Below are 24,066 nucleotides of genomic sequence, written 5' to 3' on the forward strand. Positions count from 1 at the left end.
TTACTGCTGCAAACGGCCGTTGAGATACGGCTCGGGATCGACGGCGGTGCCGTTCTTGCGGATCTCGAAATGCAGCTTCACGCGGTCGGATTCGCTGTTGCCCATTTCGGCAATCTTCTGGCCCTGGCGCACCACGGCACCTTCCTTCACGAGGATGGTCTTGGCGTGTGCATAGGCCGTAAGAAAGGTTTCGTTGTGCTTCACGATGACCATGTTGCCGTAGGAGCGAAGTTCGCCTCCCACGTACACCACGCGCCCGTCGGCCGAGGACACGATGGGGTCACCGAGGTTGCCCGCGATGTCCAGGCCCTTGTTGCGCACGCCGTCGAAGCGGCCCACGGTGGTGCCGGCGGCAGGGCGGATGAAGAGCGCCTGGCGCGGCGGCGGCGGCGGCGTGGCGCCTGGAACAGGCTGCTGCGGCGGCGTGGGGCCGGGCGTGGTGCAGGCGGCAATGCCTCCAGCCACGAGGAGCGTGGCGGCGGTACGTAAAACAAAAGTCTGAAGGTGCATGACGCTGTTGGAACGGATTCGTTGCGGAGGGTTCCGTCGAAGGCCGAATCCGTTGTGCGGACCGGCCGGACGATGCTAGCAAACTCGCGCGCCGTGCCCTTCAGCAGCCCTTCACTTGAGCGGAATCGGCGTCCCGCGATCGACCGGCACGGCCGTGATGCTGTTCTTGGGCGAGCCGTCGATCAGCAGGTCGGAGTAGGTCAGGTAGACCAGCGTGTTGCGCTTGGGGTCGACCATGCGCACCACGCGCAGGCGCTTGAAGAGCACCGACAGGCGCTCGGTGTAGACCTCTTCGCGCTTGGGCAGCGGCTGCGTGATGCTGACCGGGCCGACCTGGCGGCAGGCAATGGAGGCCTCGGCCTTGTCCTCGGCCACGCCGAACGCACCGGCGATGCCGCCGGTCTTGGCGCGCGAGACATAGCAGGTGACGCCGCTGACCTTGGGGTCGTCGTAGGCCTCGATCACGATCTTGTGGTCGGGGCCGATGAGCTTGAAGGCGGTGTCGACCTCGCCCACCGTCTCCGCCTTGGCCGCCGAGGCCGCGAGTGCAAAGCCGAGGCTGGCGCCGCAGAGGAGGGTGGCGCGGAGGGTCTTGATCATGGAGAAATTGGTCAAACGATGCTGAGTTCGTGCACGCGGTCGAAGCTGCCGCGCTTGCGGTCTTCGAAAAAGTGTTCGAGCGCCTGGCGCACGGTGCGAAAGGCGATCTCGTCCCAGGGAATTTCTTCCTCGGTGAACAGGCGCGCCTCGATGGTTTCATGGCCGGGGTCGAAGGTGTCGTTGAGCAGGCGGGCGCGGTAGAACATGTGGACCTGGCCCACGCGCACCACGCTGATCACGGCGAACAGGCCTTCCATTTCGAAGTTGGCGCCGGCCTCTTCGTCGGTCTCGCGGGCCGCGCCTTCGGCGGTGGTTTCCTCGAGCTCCATGAAGCCCGCGGGCAGCGTCCACTTGCCCCAGCGCGGCTCGATGTTGCGCTTGCACAGCAGCACCTTGTCGCCCAGCACGGGGATGGTGCCGACCACGTTCAGCGGGTTCTCGTAGTGGATCGTGTGGCAGGCCGGGCACACGGCGCGCTGCTTGGTGTCGCCGTCGTCCGGCACGCGGTAGACCACCGCCGTGCCGCAGTTCTTGCAATGCTTGATGGGTACGCGAAGGAGCATGAAGCGGGACCGCGCGGGCGTCAGGCGATCTTCACGGTCAGCGCGGGCAGGCCGGCCACCTGGCCGACCAGCGTGTCGCCGGCCACCACGGCCGCGACGCCCTCGGGCGTGCCCGTGAAGATCAGGTCGCCGGGTTGCAGCTCCCAGGCGGCCGACAGGTGCTCGATGGTTTCGGCCACGTTCCAGATCAGCTTGCTCACGGTGCTGCGCTGGCGGTCTTCGCCGTTCACCTGCAGCGAGATTTCGGCCTGCTCGGCATTGCCGGCTTGCGCCACGGGCACGATCAGGCCGATGGGCGCGCTCTGCTCGAAGCTCTTGCCGATGTCCCAGGGGCGGCCCTGCTTCTTCATGTCGTTCTGCAGGTCGCGGCGCGTCATGTCCAGGCCGACGGCGTAGCCGTAGATGTGCTTGTGGGCATCGGCGGCTTTGATGTTCTTGCCGCCGGTGCCGATGGCCACCACGAGTTCGATCTCGTGGTGCAGGTTCTTCGTGAGCGTGGGGTAGGCCATGGTGCCGGTCTGGCCGGCATCGACCGTCACCAGCGCATCGGCCGGCTTCATGAAGAAGAAGGGCGGCTCGCGGCCGGTGAAACCCATTTCCTTGGCGTGATCTTCGTAGTTGCGGCCGACGCAGTAGATGCGGTGCACCGGAAAGCGGGCAGGCTGACCGACGACCGGCACGGAAACGGTGGCCGGCGGGGCAAAAACAAACTCGGAAGCCATGGAAAGGTGTCCTTTTTCAGCGAAACGGGAGGGGAGACCGGCAGTGTGCCAGAGGCGGCACGGGCTTGCCGGCACGCCGGACTCGGGATTTTGCGGCGGCCCACAATAGGCGCTTCTGCGCGTTTCCCCGACCCTTTTTCTCCCCTCGTTTCACCATGCCCCTCCGACTCGGCAAAGCCGGCAAGGCCACCGCCTTCAACGAACTCGGTCGCGAACGCGACGATGCCGGCGATCAAGACGGCGCCCTGGCCGCCTACGCGCAGGCCAGCGCCATCCATCCGTACTGGTCGGCGCCCTGGTACAACGCTGGGCTCATCCACAAGTACCGCGGCGACTGGGCCGCCTCGCTGCAGGCCAACGCCCGCGCCGTGCAGTGCGAGCCGCGCCACGAAGGCGCGCTGTGGAACCTGGGCATCGCGGCCACCGCGCTGGGCGACTGGCCCACGGCGCGGCGTGCATGGCGGCAGTACGGCATCGGCATCCCTGAAGGCGAAGGTCCCGTCGACTATTTCGTCGGCCTTACGCCGATCCGCGTGCACGGCGACGAGGGCACCGAGGTGGTGTGGGCCGACCGCATCGACCCGGCGCGCGCCATCCTGCGCAACGTGCCCACGCCCGCCTGCGGTCACCGCTACGGCGACCTGGTGCTGCACGACGGCGCGCCCAACGGCTACCGCTTGCGCGGCGAACGCGAGGTGCCGGTGTTCGATGCGCTGGAACTGATTGCGCCGTCGGCGCACGCGACCTACGAGGTCTCGGTGGAAGGTGTGAGCTCGGAGGACATCGAGGCGCTGGTGCAGCGCTTCAAGGCCGCCGATGGCTTCGCCGAGAACTGGACCGACAGCATGGAGATGCTCTGCCGCGCCTGCTCCGAAGGACGTCCTTTCGGCGAGGGCCGGCACAACCACGGCGCCGACGAGGCGCCCGGCACGCTCGGACCGTGGCGCCTGGGCATCGCCTCGCGAGAAGAAGCCGCCGCACGCGATCTGCTCGATGCCTGGCAGCAAGAAAACCCCGAAGCCCGGCTGCACGATTTCCGCTGCGTGCTCCCGGCCACACCCCGCTCCTGAAGGTGAAATCCAAGGGCGCTATCCTCGAGAAATCATGAAGCTGCATAACTATTTCCGCTCCTCCGCCTCGTTCCGCGTGCGCATCGCCCTTCAGCTGAAGGGCCTCGATTACGACTACGTGCCCGTGCACATCGCGCGCGGCGACCACCGCACCGGTCCGTTCTCGGCGATCTCGCCCGACATGCTCGTGCCGCTGCTCGAAGACGAAGGCGAGCGCTTCTCGCAGTCGATGTCCATCATCGAATACCTCGACGAAGTGCACCCCGAGCCGGCGCTGCTGCCGACCGACCCCGTGGGCCGCGCCCACGTGCGTGCGCTGGCGCAGTCGATTGCCTGCGAGATCCATCCTCTGAACAACCTGCGCGTGCTCAAGTACCTCGTGAAGGAACTGAAGGTCGACGACGAAGCCAAGAACACCTGGTACCGCCACTGGGTGCGCGAAGGCCTGCTGTCGTTCGAGCGCCAGCTCGCGCAGCACCCGGGCGGCACCTACTGCTGGGGCGACACGCCGACCATGGCCGACTGCTGCCTCGTGCCGCAGATCTTCAACGGCCGCCGCTTCGACTGCGACTTCAGCGGCCTGCCGCGCACCATGGCCGCCTTCGACGCCTGCATGAAGCTCGACGCCTTCCAGCGCGCGCAGCCCTCGCAGTCGCCCGACGCGGAAGCCTGAGCCGGCACGTCGCCATGAATCCGCTATGGCTGGTGCCCGAGTGGCCGGCGCCGTCGAACGTGCGCGCGCTGTGCACCACGCGCGACGGCGGGGTGTCGGTCGGACGCTATGACAGCCTGAACCTCGGCGACCACGTGGCCGACGATGCCGCGCACGTCGCCGACAACCGCCGCCGGCTGCAGCAGGCGATCGGCACGCAGCCGGTGTTCCTGCAGCAGGTGCATGGCACGGGTGTCGTGTCGCTCGACGATGCGGTGCAAGACGGCACCATCGCCGATGCCTGCACCGCCACGACCGCTGCGCGCGCCTGCACGGTCATGGTCGCCGACTGCCTGCCCGTGCTCTTCACCGACGCACGGGGCCACCGCGTGGCCGCCGCGCATGCGGGCTGGCGCGGGCTGGCCGGCGGCGTGCTCGAGCAGACCGTGCGCACCTTCGCACAAGATGAAGGCGGTGCGCCGCGCCTCATGGCCTGGCTCGGCCCCTGCATCGGGCCGAAGGCCTTCGAGGTCGGGGCCGAGGTCAAGGCCGCCTTCGAGGCGCAGTCGCCCGAGGCGGCGTCGTGCTTCACGCCCGCAGCGGCCGAAGGCAAGTGGTTGGCCGACCTGCCCGCGCTCGCGCGGCAGCGGCTGCGTGCGGTGGGAGTCGAGTCGCTCTACGGCAACGACAGCAGCGATGCGTGGTGCACCGTCGCGCAGCCGTCACGGTTCTTTTCGCACCGGCGCGACGGCGTCAGCGGGCGTTTCGCTGCGCTGGTCTGGAAGGTCTGAACCTGCGGCTTCCGCGGCAGCGCGGCGCGCGGCTTCCTGGGCCTGTGCTTCGCGTTCCTTGATCGCCCGCCGGCGTGCCGGTGTGGCCATCAGGTAGATCACCAGCGCCACCGGCGCCAGGCCGTAAAGAAGAAATGTGAAGATGGCGCCCAGCACCGTGCCCGTGGTGTTGGTGGCCTCGGCCACCGCCATCATCACGGTCACATAGAGCCAGCCGATCACGATCAAATGGATGAACACAGGCAGAGACGTTTCGTTTCAATGGATTAGTGAAAGCGCGGCGTTGTGAGTGCCTTGCGAATGCAGCATACTCAAAACACGCAAGCCATCCGTTCGTATCGACCCAGGCCACGGCCAGGAGACATGATGAAGCAAGAAGACACGGGGGCCGATGCGTTCGCGCCCCTTCAAAAAGCCCTCACGCAGGGCTGGACCCAGGCCATGGAGGCTTTCCAGAAAGCTGGGGGGCCAGCAGGTTCCGCCGCTTTCGACATCGGCGGCACGCCGCTATGGCAATTGCCACAAATGCCACAGTTCCCGGGTGCAGCCGGCATGCCCGAGCTGCCCAAGTTTTCCCTCGATCCCGAGCAGCTGAAGTCCATTCAGCAGCAGTACCTGACCGACGCCACCGACCTCTGGCGCCGCGGCTTCGGTGCCCGCCCCGAGGGCGACAAGCGCTTTGCCGCCGAGGCCTGGGGCAGCAACCCGATGGCGGCTTTCTCGGCCGCCGTGTACCTGCTCAACGGCCGCACCATGATGCGCATGGCCGAGGCCATCGACGCCGACGACAAGACCAAGGCGCGCCTGCGCTTCGCGGTCGAGCAGTGGATGGCGGCAGCCTCGCCCAGCAACTCGCTTGCCTTCAATGCCGAGGCGCAGAAGAAAGCCATCGACACGCAGGGCGAGAGCATCGCCAAGGGCATCCAGAATTTGCTGCACGACGTGAAGCAGGGCCACGTCAGCATGACCGACGAAAGTGCCTTCGAAGTGGGGCGCAACGTGGCCACCACCGAAGGCGCCGTGGTATTTGAAAACGAGTATTTCCAGCTGCTCGAATACAAGCCGCTCACCGCCAAGGTGTACGAGCGGCCGTTCCTGCTGGTGCCGCCGTGCATCAACAAGTTCTACATCCTCGACCTGCAGCCCGACAACTCGCTCATTCGCTATGCGAACACGCAGGGCCACCGCGTGTTCGTGGTGAGCTGGCGCAACCCCGACGAGTCGATGGCCCAGGCCACCTGGGACGACTACATCGAGAACGCCGCCATCAAGGCCATCCATACCGTGCAGGAGATCAGCGGAAGCAAGCAGATCAACACGCTCGGCTTCTGCGTGGGCGGCACCATCCTGAGCACCGCGCTGGCCGTGCTTACGGCACGCGGCGAGAAGCCGGCCGCGTCGGTCACGCTGCTGACCACCTTCCTCGATTTCAGCGACACCGGCATCCTCGACATCTTCGTGGACGAGCCCATGGTGGCGTACCGCGAGATGCAGCTGGGCAAGGGCGGCCTGCTGCCCGGCGGCGACCTGGCCTCGACCTTCAGCTTCCTGCGCCCGAACGACCTGGTGTGGAACTACGTGGTCGGCAACTACCTCAAGGGCGAGACGCCGCCGGCCTTCGACCTGCTGTACTGGAACAGCGACGCGACCAACCTGCCGGGCCCGTTCTACGCCTGGTACCTGCGCAACACGTACCACGAGAACAAGCTGGCCAAGCCTGGCGCGCTCACCGTGTGCGGCGAGAAGGTCGACCTCGGCAAGATCGATATTCCGGCCTACATCTACGGCTCGCGCGAAGACCACATCGTGCCCATTGGCGGCGCCTACACCACCACGCAATTGCTCACAGGCAAGAAGCGTTTCGTGATGGGTGCCTCGGGCCACATCGCCGGCGTGATCAACCCGCCCGCCAAGAACAAGCGCAGCCACTGGCTGCGCGAAGACGGCAAGTTTCCCAAGACCCAGCCCGAATGGCTGGCCGGCGCGCAGGAGCAGCCGGGCAGCTGGTGGACCGACTGGGCACAATGGCTCAAGGGCCACGCGGGCAAGCAGATCCCCGCGCCCAAGGGCTACGGCAACGGCAAGGCCTACAAGGCCATCGAACCGGCGCCGGGACGCTACGTGAAGGCCAAGGCCTGAACGGGCGCCAGCTCCCGCAAGATCGCAACCGATTTCAAATCACCTCAACGGAGAGAACCTCATGGAAGACATCGTCATCGTTTCGGCTGCGCGTACGGCGGTCGGCAAATTCGGCGGCTCGCTCGCCGGCATCCCCGCCACCGAGCTGGGCGCCCTCGTGATCAAGGAAGTGATTGCGCGCGCCAACCTCACGGCCGACCAGGTCGGCGAGGCCATCATGGGCCAGGTGCTCGCGGCCGGTGCCGGCCAGAACCCCGCGCGCCAGGCCTGGATCAAGGGCGGCGGCACGAAGGAAACGCCGGCGCTCACCATCAACGCCGTGTGCGGCTCGGGCCTGAAGGCCGTGATGCTGGCGGCGCAGGCCGTGGCCACGGGCGACTCCGAGATCGTGATCGCCGGCGGCCAGGAAAACATGAGCATGGCGCCGCACGTGCTGCCCAACTCGCGCAACGGCCAGCGCATGGGCGACTGGAAGCTGGTCGACACCATGATCGTCGACGGCCTGTGGGACGTGTACAACCAGTACCACATGGGCATCACGGCCGAGAACGTGGCCAAGCAGTACAACATCGACCGCGCCTCGCAGGACGAACTGGCCCTGGCCAGCCAGACCAAGGCCGCCGCCGCGCAAGACGCCGGCAAGTTCAAGGACGAAATCGTCGGCGTGAGCATTCCGCAGAAGAAGGGCGACCCGCTCGTCTTCAACCAGGACGAGTTCATCAACCGCAAGACCAACGCCGAAGTGCTGGCCGGCCTGCGTCCCGCCTTCGACAAGGCCGGCGGCGTGACCGCGGGCAATGCCTCGGGCCTGAACGACGGCGCCGCCGCCGTGATGGTCATGACGGCCAAGAAGGCCGCCGCCCTGGGCCTGAAGCCGCTGGGCCGCATCGCCAGCTACGCCACCGCCGGCCTCGACCCGACCATCATGGGCATGGGCCCCGTGCCCGCGTCGACCAAGGCGCTGCAGCGCGCCGGCTGGAAGGCCGCCGACCTCGACCTGCTCGAGATCAACGAAGCCTTCGCCGCACAGGCCTGCGCCGTGAACCGCGAAATGGGCTGGGACGTGAACAAGGTGAACGTGAACGGCGGCGCCATTGCCATCGGCCACCCCATCGGCGCGTCGGGCTGCCGCATCCTGGTGACGCTGCTGCACGAAATGCAACGCCAGAACGCCAAGAAGGGCATCGCCTCGCTGTGCATCGGCGGCGGCATGGGCGTGGCGCTGACGATCGAGCGCTGAGTCTGATCACCGGTTGAACCGGTACGGGGAGGGGAGGCAGGGGCTCGCAAGGGCTGCTGCTTCCCCTCCCTTTTTTGTGTCCGCTGTTCGCAGGACTCACCTGCGGATTACTTCGAGCGGTCCGAATCCACGAGGTCCCAGGCCAGCCCCGCGAGCCAGCCGATGCCCACCAGCCATGCGCCGGCATGCACCGTGTCGATGTCGGCGGGCGCCAGCCAGTGCACCAGCAAGGCGATCAGCAACCCGGCGATGGCGCCGAGGCAGGACCAGGGAGAGCTGAGGGCTTCGAGCATGTCAGGGCGACTGTAGCGGCCCTCTTTCGCGCCTCGCACCGGTCCGATTCGGTGGACTGAGAACCTTTGGATTCAATCGTGCGACTGGCGTCTGAGCGGCCGCCCGTCTTGTTCACCGCTCAAAAATTGAGCAATGTGTCGAATCTCTTTGTAAAACAACAACTTGCATTCGTTTTACAAAGCTCCGACCCAGTTACCCCCAAAGTTGCCCACAGAAAGTGGGGATTGAAGCGGACTTCTGCACAACCGGCGGCAAGTCGTTGGTTTGAAAGGGCGGCCTAGCACAGGCAACCCCTGTTTTTTCGCTTGACTTTCTTGTTTTGCAGCCATTTTTGGACCTCCTGGTCGCCATAGTTGTGCACTGCAAAATTTTTAAGCAGACTAACTATTCTCCTTATAAAACAACAGCTTGCGACGGCTTTACAACGCGACCCCTGACTTACCCCCAAAGTTGTGCACAGAAAATGGGGAAGACATCAGGTTTCTCACAAGCCGCCCGCAAGTGCCTGTTTTTGGCCGGAAATCGGGCCGTCAGCGGGTTCGGCCTGTGGATCTGTGTAGTGCCGGCACAGCGTCTCGACCAGCGCCTGCGCGTACACGGGCAGTGCGGCGCGGTCGCGCACGAGCAGGTAGCGCTCGCGCACGCACCACGGGTCGCTGAGCTCGACCAGTGCGAGCCGCATGCTCTCCTGGTTGCGCCGCGCGGCCGACTCGGGCACGACGCCGATGCCCACGCCGCTGCCGATCATCCGGCACATGGCGTCGAAGCTGCCGAGCTGGATGCGCAGCTTCTGGCGCTTGCCCAGGTTGTCGGTGATCTGCCCCAGGAAGGCCTGCAGCGTGCTGCCTTGCTGCATGCCGATGGCGTCTTCGTCGAGCGTCTCGGCGAAGGAGATGCGGCGGCGCCGCGCAAAGCGGTGCTGGCGCGAGGTGACGAGCACCAGCCGGTCGGTGCTGAAGTGGATGGTGTCCAGGCCCAGCGTGTCCATCTGGCCCGCGACGATGCCGATGTCGGCACGCCCGTCGCGCACGCCGCGCGGGATCTGAGCATTCGGTTTTTCCTGAAGGTCGACGTTGATGCGCGGGTTGGCGGCCAGGAAGCCGGGCAGGATTTCGGGCAGGAAATCGGTCACCGCCGTGGTGTTGGCGAACACGCGCAGGTGGCCGCGCAGGCCGCCGCCGTACTCGAGCAGGTCGGCGCGCAACTGGTCGGCCTGGTGCAGCACCAGCCGCGCGTGGTGCAGGAAGGCCTCGCCCGGCGGCAGCAGGCGCACGCCGCGGGCCTCGCGCTGCAGCAGCTGCAGGCCGGCCTGGGTCTCGAGCGCCTTGATGCGCGCGCTGGCCGCGGCCAGCGACAGGTGCTGGCGCTCGGCCGCCCGCGTGAGGTTGCCGAGCTCGGCCGTGGCCACGAACAGGCGCAGGTCGGTGAGGTCGAAGAGCATGGGGCGATGGTAGCCAAGCCTTCGGAATTTCAGAAGCCTGGCTTCCGAAATCGCAGATTGCGCGCCAAGGGCCGGCAGCAGACCATGCGGCCATGGAGACACACAACACCACCCCCGCCTTGCGGCTTCGCGCCAAGGCGCTGCTCGCCTTCGGCCTCACCGCCACCGCCTTGCTGACCGCAGGCCCGGCCACTGCTCAAACCTATCCCTCGCGCCCCATCACGCTCGTCGTGCCGCAGGCCGCGGGTGGCACCAACGACATCGTCGGCCGTCTCGTGGGCCAGAAGCTCGGCGAGGTGCTGAACAACGCCAGCGTGGTGGTCGACAACCGCCCCGGCGCGGGCGGCAACATCGGCACGCAGCTGGTCGCCAAGGGCCCGAAGGACGGCTACACGCTGCTCATGACGATCAGCAGCAGCCAGGCGATCAACCCCGCGCTCTACAAGAACCCGGGCTTCGACCCCGAGAAAGACTTCAAGCCCGTCGGCCTGATCGGCGCGGTGCCCAACGTGCTGCTGGTGAACCCGTCGTTCCCCGCGAAGAACTTCGCCGAATTCTTGAAGCTGGCGCGCGAGAAGGGCGCCAACTACCAGTACGCCTCGGCCGGCAACGGCACGCTCAACCACCTGCTGGGCGAAATGCTCAACAGCATGGGCGGCATCTCGATGCAGCACGTGCCGTACAAGGGCGTGGCGCCTGCCATCAACGACGTGCTCGGCGGGCAATTGCCCATCGTGTTCGCGAGCCTGCCTTCGGCGCTGACGCACATCAAGGCCGGCAAGCTGCGCGCGCTGGCCGTGAGCGGCGAAAAACGCTCGCCCGTGCTGCCCGACGTGCCCGCCATCGCCGAGCAGGTGCCGGGCTACAACGGCACGCTGTGGATCGGCCTGTTCGCCCCCGCGGGCGTGCCGGCCGACGTGCTCGCGACCCTGCAGGACGCGACGCGCAAGGCGCTCGCGGCCAAGGACCTGCGCGACAAGCTCGACCAGCAGGGCGTCGAGATCGCGGCGCCCACGTCGCCCGAGCAGTTCTCGGCTTTGCTGCGCACCGACCTCGCCAAATGGGCGCGCATCGTCAAGGCCTCGGGCGCTGCGGTCGACTGACCCATCGACTCATTTCTCTTCTTGCCACTCACGCCATGACTTCTCCACTGATCGACGCCGAAGCCCTCGCGCGGCTGCAGGCCTGGCAAGGCCGCAGCGAAACGCTGCGCGACGACCTCACCGCCGCGCCCGTGCGCGCGCTGTCCGCCACGCTCGACCGCGACGACCCGCTGCCCGAGGCGGGCACGCGCCTGCCCGCGCTGTGGCACTGGCTTTACTTCCTGCCGCACCACCGCCAGTCGGAGATCGGCGAAGACGGTCATGCCAAACGCGGCGGCTTCCTGCCGCCCGTGCCGCTGCCGCGCCGCATGTGGGCCGGCGGCCGGCTGACGTGGGAGCCGGGCAATCCGCTGCAGGTGGGCGATGCGATCGAGCGCACGTCGACCATCGCCTCGGTCACGCACAAGGCGGGCCGCACGGGCGAGCTGGTGTTCGTGCTCGTGCGCCACGAGGTGCGCAACGCGCGCGGGCTCGCGCTCACCGAAGAGCACGACATCGTCTACCGCGCCGCCGCCGCACCGGGCGAAGCCACGCCGCCGCCCACGCCCGCACCGAAGGACGCCACCTTCAGCCGCGACCTCGTGCCCGACGACGTGCTGCTGTTCCGCTATTCGGCGCTGACCTTCAACGGCCACCGCATCCACTACGACCGCCGCTACGTGACGCAGGTCGAGGGCTACCCGGGCCTCATCGTGCACGGGCCGCTGATCGCGACGCTGCTGGTCGACCTGCTGCGCCGCAACGCACCGGCCGATGCGCAGCTCGCGCGCTTCGAGTTCCGCGCCGTGCGCCCGACCTTCGACATCGCGCCGTTCCGCGTGCACGGCAAGCCCGCCGAAGGCAGCACCGACGGCAAGACCTTCAGCCTGTGGGGCGAAGACGCCGACGGCTGGCTCACGATGCAGGCGACCGCCGTGCTCGCCTGACGCAAGAAAAGAAAGACGCCCATGACAAGACCCCTGGACGGCATCACCGTCATCTCGCTCGAGCACGCCATCGCGGCGCCGTTCTGCACCCGCCAGCTCGCCGACCTCGGCGCGCGCGTCATCAAGGTCGAGCGCCCCGGCGGCGGCGACTTTGCGCGCGCCTACGACGAGCGCGTGAACGGCGAGGCCTCGCACTTCGTGTGGGTCAACCGCTCGAAGGAAAGCCTCACGCTCGACCTCAAGCAGCCCGCCGCGCTCGCGGTGCTGCAGGAGCTGGTGGCCGGCGCCGACGTGCTGGTGCAGAACCTCGCGCCCGGCGCCGCCGCGCGCATGGGCCTGGGCGCGCAGGTGCTGCAGGAGAAGCATCCCGCGCTCATCGTCTGCGACATCTCGGGCTACGGCGAAGACGGCCCGTACCGCGACAAGAAGGCCTACGACCTGCTGATCCAGAGCGAGGCCGGTTTCCTGTCGGTGACGGGCACGCCCGACGATCCGTGCAAGTCGGGCAACTCCATCGCCGACATCGCGGCGGGCATGTACGCCTACACCGGCATCCTCGCGGCGCTGATGCAGCGCGGCAAGACGGGCAAGGGCTCGCACATCGACGTGTCGATGCTCGAATCGCTCGCCGAGTGGATGGGCTACCCGATGTACTACGCCTACGACGGCGCGCCGCCGCCGCCGCGCAGCGCCGCCTCGCACGCGACCATCTATCCCTACGGCCCGTTCCCCGCGGGCGACGGCGGCACCGTGATGCTGGGCCTGCAGAACGAGCGCGAGTGGCGCGCCTTCTGCGACAAGGTGCTGCTGCGCCCCGAGCTCGCAACCGACCCGCGCTTCGACAGCAACGCACGGCGCAACGAACACCGCGAAGCACTGCGCACGCTCATCGTCGACACCTTCGGCGCGCTGAGCGCGGCGCAGGTGCTCGAACGGCTCGACACCGCGCAGATCGCCAATGCGCGCATGAACGACATGGCCGGGCTGTGGGCGCACCCGCAGCTGCAGGCGCGCGAGCGCTGGCGCCAGGTGGGTTCGCCGGCCGGCGACATTCCGGCGCTGCTGCCTGCCGGTCGCCAGAGTGCGTTCGACTACCGCATGGACCCGGTGCCCGCGGTCGGTCAGCACACGGATGCCATCTTGCGCAGCCTGGGACGTGGCGACGACGCGATCGCGGCGCTGCGCACGGCCGGGGCGGTATGAGCGGGCCCGCGAACCCAGCACTGGCGTTGGCGCGCGCCTTTCTCTTCGTGCCGGCCGACCGGCCCGAGCGCCATGCGCGTGCATTGGCGACAGGTGCGGGCAGCGTGATCATCGACCTCGAAGATGCTGTGGCGCCCGCGCGCAAGGCCGAGGCGCGCGACGCGCTCGGCGCCTCGCTGGCGGCGCTGCCCGCGGAAGGGCGAGGGCGGCTGCTCGTGCGTGTGAACGCCAGCGGCACGCCGTGGCATGGCGACGACTGCGCGCGCGCAGCCGGATGGATCGCTGACGGCCTCATCGCAGGCATCGTGCTGCCCAAGGCCGAGCACGCCGACGAACTGCATCGCCTCGCCGCCACCGTCGGGCCGAAGGCCCTGCTGCTGCCGCTCATCGAATCGGCCGCGGGGCTCGCCGCGGTCGATGCCATCGCGGGTGCGCCGCAGGTGCTGCGGCTGGCCTTCGGCCACCTCGATTTCCAGGCCGACCTTGGCATGGCCTGCGACGCCGACGAGGTCGAGCTGGCGGCCGTGCGCCTCGCGCTCGTGCTGGCCACGCGCCGCGCCGGGCTGGCCGCGCCCATCGACGGCGTCACGCCCGACTGGCGCGATGCGCAGCGACTCGCCGCCGACACCGCACGCGCCCGGCGCGGCGGCTTCGGCGCCAAGCTCTGCATCCATCCCGAGCAGGTCGCGCCCGTGCAGGCCGCACTCGGTCCCTCGGCCGACGAAGTGGCCTGGGCGCACCGCGTGACCGAGGCCGTGCGCGCGGCCGGCGGCGGCGTCGTGAGCCTCGACGGCCGCATGGTCGACGGGCCCGTGGTGCGGCTGGCCGAGCGCTGGCTCGCGCTGGCGGCGCCGCACGGCCCGGGTGATTCATCCCTGACGCACTGATCTACAGACAAACCCAAAGGAGACAAAGAAGTGAACGCAGCTGCAACGAAGACCTGGAAACTGAAAGCCCTCATCGCGGCCTCGGCGGGCGCCTGCCTGCTCGCCGCCGCATCGCCTGCCGCCGCGCAGGCCGCGTGGCCCGACAAGCCCGTGGTGATGGTCGTGCCGTACTCGGCCGGCGGCCCCACCGACGTGGTGGCGCGCATGCTCGCCGTGCCCATGGGCAAGTCGCTCGGGCAGACCGTGGTGGTCGAGAACACCGTGGGCGCGGGCGGCACCATCGCGCCGACCCGCGTGGCCAAGGCGGCGCCCAACGGCTACACCATCCTCATCCACCACATGGGCATGGCCACCGCACCCGCGCTGTACAAGAAGCTCAACTACGACCCGCTGAAAGACTTCGAGTACATCGGCCAGGTCATGGACGTGCCGATGACCCTGCTGTCGCGCAAGGACTTTCCGGCCAACAACTTCAAGGAGCTGCTGGCCTACGTGAAGACCAACAAGGACAAGGTCTCGCTCGCCAACGCGGGCATCGGCGCCGTCTCGCAGCTGTGCGGCATGCTCTTCGCGCACCAGATCGGCGTGCAGCTCACGACCGTGCCCTACAAGGGCGCAGGCCCGGCGCTCAACGACCTCATGGGCGGGCAGGTCGACCTGCTGTGCGACCAGACCACGCAGACCGCGCCCGTCATCAAGGACGGCCAGCGCGTGAAGGTGTTCGGCGTGACCACGCCCAAGCGCCTGTCGAGCATGCCCGACATTCCCACGCTCGACGAGCAGGGCCTCAAGGGCTTCGACGTGAAGGTGTGGCACGGCGTGTACGCGCCCAAGGGCACGCCGCCGGCCGTGATCGACAAGCTCAACGTGGCCCTGCGCGCCGCGCTGCAGGACGACAACGTGAAGAAGCGCTTTGCCGAGCTGAGCACCGAGGCCGTGCCGATGGAGAAGGTCACACCCGAGGCGCTGCGCAGCCATCTGGCGGCGGAGATCGAGAAGTGGGGGAAGGTGATCCGGGCTGCGGGGGTGCAGGCGGATTGAAGGTCATAGCTTGAGTTGCGGGGCAGCGATGCCCCGGGCTCACAGCTTTTTCTTCATGTACGCGAGGTAGTTGCCGCGGGCGTAGTTGTCGATGCGGGCGAACTCTTCGTAGCCCTGCTTGAGGTAGAAGCCTCGCGCCTGCCACTCGAAGGTTTCGAGCGCAGCATTCCCGGCACCCAGCGCCTTGCCGCGCGCTTCCGCTTCGGCGAGCAGGCGGCGGCCCAGGCCGGTGCCCCGGGCTTCCTCTTCGACGAACAGCACGTCGATGCGCAGCCATTCGAGGAACACGAAGCCGCGCAGGCCACCCAGCAGGCGACCCTGCGTGTCTTTCGCGCTCAGCCACACGGGTTGCGTCTCGGGGTACTCGCCGACGAAGCCGTAGTTGAACTCGCGCAACCGGCGACCCAGGACGCCGGAGCGGACCTCCTCTTCGGAGGCCGTGGAGATCACCACCTCGGTCATGCGTCGCCGGCCGTCTGCAAGGTTTCGTCAAACAGCTTCAGCAACAGCCGCGCGAACACCTCCATGTTCCATGGCCGGTCGGTCGCGCCGGTTTCGATCGTGCGGCTGACCACGAGGCCGTCTGCGCCGGTCACGGCGATGCAGACGTGCCCCGGCGCGTCGCCATACGGGCTGCCCGACGGTCCTGCCGCGCCGCTTTCGCAGATGCCCCACTTCGATCGATGGGCATCACGGATGCGGCCCGACATGAAGCGCGCATAGGGCTCGGTCTCGCCGCGCATGTCGCCCATGTCTTCGGCCGTGAGGCCAAGCAGCGCCTTGCCGGCACGCCGCGAGTAGATGACCGCGCCGCCCAGGAAGTAGGCCGAGGCGCCCGGCACGGCGAGCAGGGCGGCCGAGACGAGGCCGCCAGCCGACGATTCGGCGACCGCCACCGTCTGGCGCCGCTCGCGCAGCGTCGCCCCCACGCGGGCGGCGAGCACGGCAAGCGGTTCGAGGTCGGTGAGGTCGGGCGTGGACATGGAGGCCTAAAGAAGTAAGAAAGAAGAAATGACCGACCGTTCGATCGATCAAACAAACGAAAGAACGATCAGGCCGTGCCCGCGCGCGACCCCGGTCGCCGCACATACGATGGCGCGCGCTCATGGCTCGAGGTGTGGCCGTACACCGTGTCGGCCGGGTAGTACTCGGCCTGCAGCTGCACCTTGGCCGCGGCTTCCTCACCCGCGGCATGCGCGATGAAGGCGAGCATCAGGTCGGTGCCGGCCGAGACGCCGGCCGAGGTCCAGACATGGCCGTCCTGCACGAAGCGCTGCTCGACCACCTTCACGTCGCCGAGCGCGCGCAGGCGGTCGAGCGATCCCCAGTGCGTGGTGGCGGTGCGACCCGAGAGCAGGCCGGCCGCATGCAGCACGAAGGCGCCGGTGCACACCGACATCAGCGCCTTGCAGCCGGGCGCCTGCGCGGCCACAAACTGCACCATCGCGGGGTTGTCGACCTCGCGCCGCGTGCCCATGCCGCCGGGCACGAGCAGAAAGTCGAGCGGCGGGCAGTCGGCAAACGACACGTGCGGGTTGATCGACAGCCCCTTGGCGCAGACGACCGGGCCGTGCGTTTGCGCCACCACCAGGCAGTTGGCGGGGCCGCCGGCCAGCTTGCTCCACATGGTGAGCATTTCCCAGGGACCGATGAAATCGAGCTCCTCGACCTCGGGGAAGACGATGATTCCGAAATTCATGCGTGTGAACTCCTGGGTGGCTGGATGGGAGGGGGGCCGGCAGGGACCCTGTCACGGTCGCGCAGCCGCAAGCATATAGAGTGCCGCCGAGGCGGTCTCGGTGACAGCTGGTTGCAAGCTTGGCTCAGTGTTCTCCCTCAGGGTTGTGTGGCCTGAAAATGGCTAGAGTGAAGGCGGCCGTTCAGGCTTTTTGCTAGCTTCAAATCAAGGAAATCTCATGAGCAAGAAAGTTGCATATGTCACCGGGGGCATGGGTGGCATCGGAACAGCCATCTGCCAGCGTCTGCACAAGGACGGGTTCACTGTGATCGCCGGTTGCGGTCCTACACGCGACCATGCCAAATGGCTGGCCGAACAGAAAGCCGAAGGCTTCGAGTTTCACGCGTCGGTCGGCAATGTCGGCGACTGGCAATCCACCGTCGAGGCTTTTTCCGCCGCCAAGGCGGCCCACGGCGCGATTGACGTGCTCGTCAACAACGCCGGCATCACGCGGGACCGCATGTTCCTCAAGATGACGCCGGAAGACTGGAGCGCGGTGATCGAAACCAACCTCAACAGCATGTTCAACGTCACCAAGCAGGTGGTGGGCGACATGGTCGAAAAAGGCTGGGGCCGCATCATCAACATCAGCTCGGTGAATGGCGCCAAGGGCCAGGCCGGCCAGACCAACTACTCGGCTGCCAAGGCCGGCATGCACGGCTTCACGATGGCGCTGGCGCAGGAGCTGGCCAACAAGGGCGTCACGGTCAACACCGTGAGCCCGGGCTACATCGGCACCGAGATGGTCAAGGCCATCCGCCAGGAAGTGCTCGACAAGATCGTGGCGACCATTCCGGTCAAGCGTCTGGGCGAGCCGAGCGAAATCGCTTCCATCATCGCGTGGCTCGCCACCGACGAAGGCGGCTACAGCACCGGGGCCGACTTCTCGGTCAACGGCGGCCTTCACATGCACTGAGCATGCGCACCGCACCCTGAAAACCAAAACCCGCTTCGGCGGGTTTTTTCATTGGGGCCGAAGCCAAAACCATTTCAACCATCGAAAGCCACCGCGACACGAACCCTTTCTTCTGCGTTTTCCTTCTTCATCTTTTTCAGGAGGCAGTCATGGCACATACAACAAGCACAGTACCCAGGAAGCTCCCCCTTTACCGTTCCCTGTACGTGCAGGTGATCACCGCGGTGATCATCGGCGTGCTCCTCGGTTACTTTTACCCCTCGCTCGGGGAATCGATGAAACCGTTGGGCGACGGGTTCATCAAGCTCATCAAGATGATCATTGCGCCGATCATCTTCTGCACGGTGGTGGTCGGCATCGCCGGCATGGAAGACATGAAGAAGGTCGGCAAGACCGGCGGGCTGGCGCTTTTGTACTTCGAGGTCGTGAGCAGCATCGCGCTGGTGGTCGGCCTCGTGCTGGTGAACGTGCTCAAGCCCGGCGCGGGCATGAACATCGACGCGTCCACGCTCGACACCAAGGCCATTGCGGCCTACACCGGCCCCGGCAAGATGACCGGCACGGTCGACTTTCTGCTCAACGTGATTCCCAGCACGATCGTCGATGCCTTCGCCAAGGGCGAGATCCTGCAGGTGCTGCTGATCGCGGTGCTGTTCGGCTTTGCGCTGCACCGCTTCGGCGGGCGCGGCACGCTGGTGTTCGACATGATCGAAAAGGGCTCGCACGTGCTCTTCGTGATCGTCAACTACATCATGAAGCTCGCGCCCATCGGCGCCTTCGGCGCGATGGCCTTCACCATCGGCAAGTACGGGCTGGGCAGCCTGCTGTCGCTGGGCAAGCTCATGGGCACCTTCTACCTGACCTGCCTGCTGTTCATCTTCGTGGTGCTGGGGCTCATTGCGCGCTTTCACGGCTTCAGCATCTGGAAGTTCATCAAGTACATCAAGGAAGAGCTGCTGATCGTGCTGGGCACCTCGTCCAGCGAATCGGTGCTGCCGCGCATGATGGAAAAGATGGAGAACCTGGGCGCCCACAAGACCTGCGTGGGGCTGGTGATTCCCACGGGCTACTCGTTCAACCTCGACGGCACCTCGATCTACCTGACGATGGCGGCGGTGTTCATTGCGCAGGCCACCAACACGCCCATGACGCTCACGCAGGAGATCACGCTGCTCGCGGTGCTGCTGCTCACGTCGAAAGGCGCGGCCGGCGTCACGGGCAGCGGCTTCATCGTGCTGGCGGCCACGCTGTCGGCGGTGGGCCACGTGCCGGTGGCGGGGCTGGCGCTCATCCTGGGCATCGACCGCTTCATGTCGGAGGCGCGCGCGCTGACCAACCTGATCGGCAACGGCGTGGCCACCATCGTGGTGGCCAAGTGGACGAATGAACTCGATGAGGAGCGGCTGCAGGCCGGGCTCAACAACGAGAGCTGGGTCGAGTCGCAGGAGCCGGAAGAGCTGGTGAATGCGCGCGAGTCGAAGATGGCGCCGTAGAAAGCAGAACGGCGGTCGGAGGCCAAAGCCCCCGACCGCCGTGAAAGCGCCCGAGGGCGCCCGTCTTAATGGCCTCAGGCCAGGTCGAACCGGTCCAGGTTCATCACCTTGGTCCAGGCGGCCACGAAGTCGTCGACGAACTTCTGCTGGCTGTCCGAGCCGCCGTAGACCTCGGCGATGGCACGCAGCTGCGCGTTGGAACCGAACACCAGGTCGACGCGCGTGCCGGTCCATTGGAGGGCGCCGGTCTTGCGGTCGCGACCTTCATATTCCTCCTTGGTGTCCGACACTGCCTTCCACTCCGTGCCCATGTCGAGCAGGTTGACGAAGTAGTCGTTGCTCAGCGTGCCGGGCGTCTTCGTGAAGACGCCGTGGCGGGTCTGGCCGACGTTGGTGTCGAGCACGCGCAGGCCACCGACCAGCACGGTCATCTCGGGGGCCGTGAGCGTGAGCAGCTGGGCCTTGTCGACCAGCAACGCTTCGCCGGACACGCTGTAGCGGCCCTTCAGGTAGTTGCGGAAGCCGTCGGCGAACGGCTCCAGCGGCTCGAACGAGGGCACGTCGGTCTGTTCCTGCGAGGCGTCGGCGCGGCCCGGAGAGAAGGGCACCTTCACTTCACGGCCGCCGTTGCGCGCGGCCTGTTCCACGCCCGCACCGCCGGCCAGCACGATCAGGTCGGCCAGAGAGATCTGCTTGCCGCCGGACTGCGCCGCGTTGAACTCGTTGCGGATGCCTTCGAGCACCTTCAGCACCTGGGCCAGCTGCGCGGGCTGGTTGACGGCCCAGTCCTTCTGGGGCGCCAGCCGCACGCGGGCACCGTTGGCACCGCCGCGCATGTCGGAGCCGCGGAAGGTAGAGGCCGAGGCCCACGCCGTCGACACCAGTTGCGCAGGCGTGAGGCCCGAGGCCAGCACCTTCTTCGTCAGCGCGGCGACGTCTGCCGCGTCGACCAGCGGGTGGTCGACGGCCGGGATCGGGTCTTGCCAGACCAGTTCTTCAGCCGGCACCTCGGGCCCGAGGTAGCGGGCGCGCGGGCCCATGTCGCGGTGCGTGAGCTTGAACCAGGCGCGCGCGAAGGCATCGGCGAGCTGGTCGGGGTTGGCCAGGAAGCGGCGCGAAATTTTTTCGTAGGCCGGGTCCAGGCGCAGCGACAGGTCGGTCGTGAGCATGGTCGGCGCGTGGCGCTTGGAACCGTCGTGCGCGTCGGGGATGGTGCCGGCACCGGCGCCGCCCTTGGCCACCCACTGGTGTGCGCCGGCGGGGCTCTTGGTCAACTCCCATTCGAAGCCGAACAGGTTCTCCAGGAAGTTGTTGCTCCACTTCGTGGGCGTGGTGGTCCACGTCACTTCGAGGCCGCTGGTGATGGCGTCGCCGCCCTTGCCGGTGCCGAAGCTGTTCTTCCAGCCGAAGCCCTGGTCTTCGAGGCCGGCGGCTTCGGCCTCGGGGCCGACGTGCGAGGCCGGTGCCGCGCCGTGGGTCTTGCCGAAGGTGTGGCCGCCGGCGATGAGCGCCACGGTTTCTTCGTCGTCCATGGCCATGCGGCCGAAGGTGTCGCGGATGTCGTGGGCCGCGGCGATCGGGTCGGGGTTGCCGTCCGGGCCTTCGGGGTTCACGTAGATCAGGCCCATCTGCACGGCGGCCAGCGGGTTCTCGAGGTCGCGGGTGTGCGGCACCTTGCTGTCGTCGTCCTTCACGAGCACGCCGCGGTCTTTCTCGACGCCCGGCGAACCCTGTGCGTAGCGCACGTCGCCGCCGAGCCAGGTCTTCTCGCGGCCCCAGTACACGTCCTGGTCGGGTTCCCACACGTCGGGGCGGCCACCGCCGAAGCCGAAGGTCTTGAAGCCCATGGTTTCGAGCGCGACGTTGCCGGTGAGGATCAACAGGTCGGCCCAGGAGATCTTCTGGCCGTACTTCTGCTTGATCGGCCAGAGCAGGCGGCGGGCCTTGTCCAGGCTCACGTTGTCGGGCCAGCTGTTGAGCGGCGCAAAGCGCTGCTGGCCGCGGCCGGCGCCGCCACGGCCGTCACCGATGCGGTAGGTGCCGGCGCTGTGCCAGGCCATGCGAATGAAGAGCGGGCCGTAGTGGCCGAAGTCGGCCGGCCACCAGTCTTGCGAGTCGGTCATCAGCGCGGCGAGGTCTTTCTTCACCGCGGCGAGGTCCAGGCTCTGGAAGGCCTTGGCGTAGTCGAAACCGGCGCCCAGGGGATCGGATTTGGAGGAGTGCTGATGCAGCAGGTCCAGGCGCAGCTGCTCGGGCCACCAGTCGCGGTTCGTGGTGCCGGCGCCGGTGGTCTGGCTGAACGGGCACTTCGCTTCTGTCTTCTCGTTGCTCATGGGGAGGCTCCTGTTGTGGGGGGACGGGGGACCGCTCAAATTCTCAATGAGAAAGGTGTCTATGCGAATAGAAGTGCTTTATGCCAACGATAGTTCGCACCGCCTTCGTAGGGGTGTAGACGCGGGCCCGCAGAAGCCTGCGGGCTTCAAAGGTTGGGGGTCGTTCCTGCAAAATGGACCGATGCCCCACAGCGTCTCACTCATCAATACGATTGCCGCCGGCCTGGGGTTGGCGCTGGTGTTCGGCTTTCTCGCGGCGCGGCTGCGATTGCCAGCCTTGGTGGGGTACCTCTTGGCGGGCGTGATCATCGGCCCGTTCACGCCCGGCTTCGTGGCCGATGCGGGCATTGCCGCGCAGCTGGCCGAGATCGGCGTGATGCTGCTGATGTTCGGCGTGGGCCTGCATTTCTCTTTGGCCGACCTGCTCGCGGTGCGCAAGATTGCGCTGCCCGGCGCCATCGCGCAGATCGTCGTCGCCACGCTGCTTGGCGGCGGCCTGGCCGTGTGGTGGGGCTGGAGCTGGGGCGCGGCGCTGGTGTTCGGGCTGGCGCTGTCGGTGGCGAGCACGGTCGTGCTGCTGCGCGCGCTCGAGAGCCTGGGCATCCTCGATTCTTTCACCGGCCGCATCGCCATCGGCTGGCTGGTGGTCGAAGACCTCGCGATGGTGCTGGTGCTCGTGCTGCTGCCGCCGCTGGCGGGCGCGCTGGGCGGCACCAACGCCGACAGCAACGGCGCGCCGCCGGTCTGGCAGACGCTGGGCCTCACGCTGCTGCAGGTCGGCGGCTTCGTGGCGCTGATGCTCGTGGTCGGGCGGCGCGTGTTCCCGTGGATCCTCTGGCAGGTCGCGGGCACCGGTTCGCGCGAGCTGTTCACGCTGTGCGTGGTGGCGGCGGCTGTGAGCATCGCCTTCGCCTCGGCGGCGCTGTTCGGCGTGTCGTTCGCGCTGGGCGCGTTCTTTGCCGGCATGGTGATGCGCGAGTCGCAGTTCAGCCACCGCGCGGCACAAGAATCGCTGCCGCTGCGCGACGCGTTCGCCGTGCTGTTCTTCGTGTCGGTCGGCATGCTGTTCGACCCGTCGGTGCTGGTGGACCGCCCGCTGCAGGTGCTGGCTGTGGTGCTCGTCATCGTGCTGGGCAAGTCGCTCGCAGCCTGCGCGCTGGTGCTGGTGTTCCGCTACCCGCTGGCCACGGCGCTCACGGTGAGCGCGAGCCTGGCGCAGATCGGCGAGTTCTCTTTCATCCTCGCCGGGCTGGGCGTGATGCTCGGCCTGCTGCCGGTGGAAGGGCAGAGCCTGGTGCTGGCCGGTGCGCTGATCTCCATCGCCACCAACCCGCTGTGGTTCAGCCTGATCGCGCCGCTGCAGAAATGGCTGCACGCGCATTCGAAGTTCGCGCGCGAGCTCGACATGCGCAGCGACCCGCTGGCCGAACTGCCGATGACCACCGAGGCCAAGTACCTGTCGCGCCAGGTGGTGCTGGTCGGCTACGGCCGCGTGGGCCGGCGCATCGCCGCCGAACTCGAGACCCACGACATCCCTTACGTGGTGGCCGAGCAGAACCGCGAGCTGGTCGAGAAGCTGCGCGAGGCCGGCATTCCCGCCGTGTGGGGCGATGCGGCCGACCCGGCGGTGCTGATCCAGGCCCACGTGGCGCGCGCCCGCGTGCTCGTGGTGGCCACGCCCGACGCCATGAATGTGCGCCAGATGATCGAAACCGCCCGCACGCTGAACCCGACCATCCAGACCGTGGTGCGCAGCCACAACGAGCAGGAAGCGCGTTTGCTGGCCGACGAAACCGATGCGAAGGTGTTCCTGGGCGAACAGGAACTCGCCCAGGCCATGGCCCGCGATGTGGTGCAGCGCGCCGCCGCGATGGCGGTGCCGGCCTGAGGGCCGGCTGGCGGATCTACAGGTCTTCGATCACCAGCGTGCGATAGCGCTCGGCGATCGAGTAGGGCACGGTACGCACCAGTTCCATCACGCGCTCGGCGGTGGCGCCGTCCTTGGTGCGGATCAACAGGCCCGTGTGGCCTTCCTGGGCCAGCTCGATGAAGGCGCGCACCGTGGCGCCGTCGGTGCCGGCGGAGGGCAGGGGACTGTGCGAGGCATGCACGGTCGGCGCGATTTCCGCCAGGACGGTTTCGGGCGGTATCAGGTAGACCTCGTCGCCGCTCACGATGCCTTTCTCGATCAGCCCGTGGCCGATGCGGCTGGCGTCTTCGACGCTCGGAAACATCACCAGCGAGTAACCGGTCGGATAGAACGCGCCGCCGAAACTGGCGCGCATGTTGGGTTCAAGCGTGAAATGTTTCATGCTGACTCCTTGTTCTGATGCAACTCCCCACCCCTAACATTAGGCCGCGCGGCGTACATGCACTGTAGGAGAAGCCCTAGTACTGACGCTGA

Annotated in this window: 25 protein-coding genes; 13 read left to right on the forward strand and 12 right to left on the reverse strand. The window is 67.3% G+C overall.

What is annotated here, in order from left to right; all coding sequences use genetic code 11:
- The 4 genes from CY658_RS09800 to CY658_RS09815 form a co-directional block, all read right to left on the reverse strand.
- Entirely contained in the window at positions 1-510 is a 510-nt protein-coding gene (locus CY658_RS09800) for a murein hydrolase activator EnvC family protein (protein WP_101489920.1), read from the reverse strand.
- A gap of 111 nt (positions 511-621) precedes the next feature.
- Positions 622-1,110, reverse strand: coding sequence for a CreA family protein (locus CY658_RS09805; RefSeq protein ID WP_101490309.1), 489 nt, complete (start codon positions 1,108-1,110; stop codon positions 622-624).
- 11 nt (positions 1,111-1,121) lie between these two features.
- Positions 1,122-1,673, reverse strand: a complete 552-nt coding sequence (locus CY658_RS09810; protein ID WP_101489921.1) for an NUDIX hydrolase — start codon at positions 1,671-1,673, stop codon at positions 1,122-1,124.
- 20 nt (positions 1,674-1,693) lie between these two features.
- Complete coding sequence (locus tag CY658_RS09815) at positions 1,694-2,395, reverse strand: fumarylacetoacetate hydrolase family protein (RefSeq protein WP_101489922.1); 702 nt, start codon at positions 2,393-2,395, stop codon at positions 1,694-1,696.
- Between the two features lie 155 nt (positions 2,396-2,550).
- Here CY658_RS09815 and CY658_RS09820 point away from each other — a divergent pair, with 155 nt between their 5' ends.
- Genes CY658_RS09820 through pgeF form a run of 3 tightly spaced genes read left to right on the forward strand, consistent with a single transcriptional unit; the run spans position 2,551 to position 4,908 of the window.
- A complete protein-coding gene (locus CY658_RS09820) occupies positions 2,551-3,465 on the forward strand; it encodes a hypothetical protein (protein WP_101489923.1) in 915 nt (304 codons plus the stop codon).
- A 34-nt stretch (positions 3,466-3,499) separates the two neighbouring features.
- On the forward strand, positions 3,500-4,138 hold the full coding sequence (gene maiA / locus CY658_RS09825) for a maleylacetoacetate isomerase (protein WP_101489924.1): 639 nt from the start codon (positions 3,500-3,502) through the stop codon (positions 4,136-4,138).
- A gap of 14 nt (positions 4,139-4,152) precedes the next feature.
- Entirely contained in the window at positions 4,153-4,908 is a 756-nt protein-coding gene (pgeF, locus tag CY658_RS09830; RefSeq protein ID WP_101489925.1) for a peptidoglycan editing factor PgeF, read from the forward strand.
- Here pgeF and CY658_RS09835 read toward each other — a convergent pair.
- The gene (locus CY658_RS09835) at positions 4,840-5,148 is read right to left on the reverse strand and encodes a hypothetical protein (protein WP_101489926.1); all 309 of its coding nucleotides are present in this window, start codon (positions 5,146-5,148) and stop codon (positions 4,840-4,842) included. The genes pgeF and CY658_RS09835 overlap by 69 nt on opposite strands.
- Positions 5,149-5,274: 126 nt before the next feature.
- On the opposite strand from CY658_RS09835, the gene phaC reads away from it, so the two are divergent.
- Positions 5,275-7,047, forward strand: a complete 1,773-nt coding sequence (gene phaC, locus CY658_RS09840) for a class I poly(R)-hydroxyalkanoic acid synthase (protein ID WP_101490310.1) — start codon at positions 5,275-5,277, stop codon at positions 7,045-7,047.
- 61 nt (positions 7,048-7,108) lie between these two features.
- Positions 7,109-8,287, forward strand: coding sequence for an acetyl-CoA C-acetyltransferase (locus CY658_RS09845; RefSeq protein WP_099790359.1), 1,179 nt, complete (start codon positions 7,109-7,111; stop codon positions 8,285-8,287).
- 107 nt (positions 8,288-8,394) lie between these two features.
- Here the strand turns inward: CY658_RS09845 and CY658_RS09850 are convergent, their stop codons facing one another.
- The gene (locus CY658_RS09850; RefSeq protein ID WP_101489927.1) at positions 8,395-8,580 is read right to left on the reverse strand and encodes a hypothetical protein; all 186 of its coding nucleotides are present in this window, start codon (positions 8,578-8,580) and stop codon (positions 8,395-8,397) included.
- Positions 8,581-9,065: 485 nt separating this feature from the next.
- Positions 9,066-10,022, reverse strand: coding sequence for a LysR substrate-binding domain-containing protein (locus tag CY658_RS09855; protein ID WP_101489928.1), 957 nt, complete (start codon positions 10,020-10,022; stop codon positions 9,066-9,068).
- A 92-nt stretch (positions 10,023-10,114) separates the two neighbouring features.
- Between CY658_RS09855 and CY658_RS09860 the strand changes: the two genes are divergently transcribed.
- The 5 genes from CY658_RS09860 to CY658_RS09880 are packed head-to-tail and all read left to right on the forward strand — an operon-like array spanning position 10,115 to position 15,182.
- Positions 10,115-11,125: a Bug family tripartite tricarboxylate transporter substrate binding protein gene (locus tag CY658_RS09860; RefSeq protein ID WP_374221094.1), complete on the forward strand. Its 1,011-nt coding sequence runs from the start codon at positions 10,115-10,117 to the stop codon at positions 11,123-11,125.
- Positions 11,126-11,160: 35 nt separating this feature from the next.
- Positions 11,161-12,051: an FAS1-like dehydratase domain-containing protein gene (locus CY658_RS09865; RefSeq protein ID WP_101489929.1), complete on the forward strand. Its 891-nt coding sequence runs from the start codon at positions 11,161-11,163 to the stop codon at positions 12,049-12,051.
- A 21-nt stretch (positions 12,052-12,072) separates the two neighbouring features.
- The gene (locus CY658_RS09870) at positions 12,073-13,254 is read left to right on the forward strand and encodes a CaiB/BaiF CoA transferase family protein (RefSeq protein ID WP_101489930.1); all 1,182 of its coding nucleotides are present in this window, start codon (positions 12,073-12,075) and stop codon (positions 13,252-13,254) included.
- A complete protein-coding gene (locus CY658_RS09875) occupies positions 13,251-14,141 on the forward strand; it encodes an HpcH/HpaI aldolase/citrate lyase family protein (protein WP_101489931.1) in 891 nt (296 codons plus the stop codon). Before CY658_RS09870 ends, CY658_RS09875 begins: the two co-directional genes overlap by 4 nt.
- Positions 14,142-14,171: 30 nt before the next feature.
- Positions 14,172-15,182, forward strand: coding sequence for a tripartite tricarboxylate transporter substrate binding protein BugD (locus tag CY658_RS09880; RefSeq protein WP_101489932.1), 1,011 nt, complete (start codon positions 14,172-14,174; stop codon positions 15,180-15,182).
- Positions 15,183-15,221: 39 nt separating this feature from the next.
- Here the strand turns inward: CY658_RS09880 and CY658_RS09885 are convergent, their stop codons facing one another.
- The 3 genes from CY658_RS09885 to CY658_RS09895 form a co-directional block, all read right to left on the reverse strand.
- The gene (locus CY658_RS09885; RefSeq protein WP_101489933.1) at positions 15,222-15,644 is read right to left on the reverse strand and encodes a GNAT family N-acetyltransferase; all 423 of its coding nucleotides are present in this window, start codon (positions 15,642-15,644) and stop codon (positions 15,222-15,224) included.
- The gene (locus CY658_RS09890) at positions 15,641-16,165 is read right to left on the reverse strand and encodes a CinA family protein (RefSeq protein ID WP_101489934.1); all 525 of its coding nucleotides are present in this window, start codon (positions 16,163-16,165) and stop codon (positions 15,641-15,643) included. The genes CY658_RS09885 and CY658_RS09890 overlap by 4 nt, the downstream gene beginning before the upstream one ends.
- A gap of 68 nt (positions 16,166-16,233) precedes the next feature.
- Positions 16,234-16,881 carry a DJ-1/PfpI family protein gene (locus tag CY658_RS09895; protein ID WP_099790348.1) on the reverse strand — a complete coding sequence of 216 codons (648 nt, stop codon included), beginning with the start codon at positions 16,879-16,881 and terminating at the stop codon, positions 16,234-16,236.
- Between the two features lie 217 nt (positions 16,882-17,098).
- On the opposite strand from CY658_RS09895, the gene phbB reads away from it, so the two are divergent.
- Both phbB and CY658_RS09905 read left to right on the forward strand, forming a co-directional pair.
- Complete coding sequence (phbB, locus tag CY658_RS09900; protein WP_099790345.1) at positions 17,099-17,836, forward strand: acetoacetyl-CoA reductase; 738 nt, start codon at positions 17,099-17,101, stop codon at positions 17,834-17,836.
- Between the two features lie 149 nt (positions 17,837-17,985).
- On the forward strand, positions 17,986-19,329 hold the full coding sequence (locus CY658_RS09905) for a dicarboxylate/amino acid:cation symporter (RefSeq protein WP_101489935.1): 1,344 nt from the start codon (positions 17,986-17,988) through the stop codon (positions 19,327-19,329).
- A gap of 74 nt (positions 19,330-19,403) precedes the next feature.
- On the opposite strand, the gene katG is transcribed toward CY658_RS09905, so the two are convergent.
- Positions 19,404-21,662, reverse strand: coding sequence for a catalase/peroxidase HPI (gene katG / locus CY658_RS09910; RefSeq protein WP_101489936.1), 2,259 nt, complete (start codon positions 21,660-21,662; stop codon positions 19,404-19,406).
- A gap of 181 nt (positions 21,663-21,843) precedes the next feature.
- Here katG and ybaL point away from each other — a divergent pair, with 181 nt between their 5' ends.
- Entirely contained in the window at positions 21,844-23,550 is a 1,707-nt protein-coding gene (gene ybaL / locus CY658_RS09915; protein ID WP_101489937.1) for a YbaL family putative K(+) efflux transporter, read from the forward strand.
- Between the two features lie 16 nt (positions 23,551-23,566).
- Here the strand turns inward: ybaL and CY658_RS09920 are convergent, their stop codons facing one another.
- A complete protein-coding gene (locus CY658_RS09920; protein WP_101489938.1) occupies positions 23,567-23,974 on the reverse strand; it encodes a hypothetical protein in 408 nt (135 codons plus the stop codon).
- Positions 23,975-24,066: the final 92 nt, after the last annotated feature.

The sequence above is a fragment of the Variovorax sp. RO1 genome (assembly GCF_002849325.1).
GTDB lineage: Bacteria > Pseudomonadota > Gammaproteobacteria > Burkholderiales > Burkholderiaceae_C > Variovorax.

Coding starts and splice junctions, on each gene's coding strand:
- CY658_RS09855 (WP_101489928.1), bottom strand. CDS start 10,022: ATGCTCTTCGACCTCACCGACCTGCGCCTGTTCGTGGCCACGGCCGAG.
- CY658_RS09860 (WP_374221094.1), top strand. CDS start 10,115: ATGGAGACACACAACACCACCCCCGCCTTGCGGCTTCGCGCCAAGGCG.
- CY658_RS09885 (WP_101489933.1), bottom strand. CDS start 15,644: ATGACCGAGGTGGTGATCTCCACGGCCTCCGAAGAGGAGGTCCGCTCC.
- CY658_RS09865 (WP_101489929.1), top strand. CDS start 11,161: ATGACTTCTCCACTGATCGACGCCGAAGCCCTCGCGCGGCTGCAGGCC.
- phbB (WP_099790345.1), top strand. CDS start 17,099: ATGAGCAAGAAAGTTGCATATGTCACCGGGGGCATGGGTGGCATCGGA.
- CY658_RS09810 (WP_101489921.1), bottom strand. CDS start 1,673: ATGCTCCTTCGCGTACCCATCAAGCATTGCAAGAACTGCGGCACGGCG.
- ybaL (WP_101489937.1), top strand. CDS start 21,844: ATGCCCCACAGCGTCTCACTCATCAATACGATTGCCGCCGGCCTGGGG.
- CY658_RS09895 (WP_099790348.1), bottom strand. CDS start 16,881: ATGAATTTCGGAATCATCGTCTTCCCCGAGGTCGAGGAGCTCGATTTC.
- CY658_RS09920 (WP_101489938.1), bottom strand. CDS start 23,974: ATGAAACATTTCACGCTTGAACCCAACATGCGCGCCAGTTTCGGCGGC.
- phaC (WP_101490310.1), top strand. CDS start 5,275: ATGAAGCAAGAAGACACGGGGGCCGATGCGTTCGCGCCCCTTCAAAAA.
- CY658_RS09845 (WP_099790359.1), top strand. CDS start 7,109: ATGGAAGACATCGTCATCGTTTCGGCTGCGCGTACGGCGGTCGGCAAA.
- CY658_RS09850 (WP_101489927.1), bottom strand. CDS start 8,580: ATGCTCGAAGCCCTCAGCTCTCCCTGGTCCTGCCTCGGCGCCATCGCC.
- CY658_RS09890 (WP_101489934.1), bottom strand. CDS start 16,165: ATGTCCACGCCCGACCTCACCGACCTCGAACCGCTTGCCGTGCTCGCC.
- pgeF (WP_101489925.1), top strand. CDS start 4,153: ATGAATCCGCTATGGCTGGTGCCCGAGTGGCCGGCGCCGTCGAACGTG.
- CY658_RS09820 (WP_101489923.1), top strand. CDS start 2,551: ATGCCCCTCCGACTCGGCAAAGCCGGCAAGGCCACCGCCTTCAACGAA.
- katG (WP_101489936.1), bottom strand. CDS start 21,662: ATGAGCAACGAGAAGACAGAAGCGAAGTGCCCGTTCAGCCAGACCACC.
- maiA (WP_101489924.1), top strand. CDS start 3,500: ATGAAGCTGCATAACTATTTCCGCTCCTCCGCCTCGTTCCGCGTGCGC.
- CY658_RS09870 (WP_101489930.1), top strand. CDS start 12,073: ATGACAAGACCCCTGGACGGCATCACCGTCATCTCGCTCGAGCACGCC.
- CY658_RS09875 (WP_101489931.1), top strand. CDS start 13,251: ATGAGCGGGCCCGCGAACCCAGCACTGGCGTTGGCGCGCGCCTTTCTC.
- CY658_RS09815 (WP_101489922.1), bottom strand. CDS start 2,395: ATGGCTTCCGAGTTTGTTTTTGCCCCGCCGGCCACCGTTTCCGTGCCG.
- CY658_RS09800 (WP_101489920.1), bottom strand. CDS start 510: ATGCACCTTCAGACTTTTGTTTTACGTACCGCCGCCACGCTCCTCGTG.
- CY658_RS09905 (WP_101489935.1), top strand. CDS start 17,986: ATGGCACATACAACAAGCACAGTACCCAGGAAGCTCCCCCTTTACCGT.
- CY658_RS09805 (WP_101490309.1), bottom strand. CDS start 1,110: ATGATCAAGACCCTCCGCGCCACCCTCCTCTGCGGCGCCAGCCTCGGC.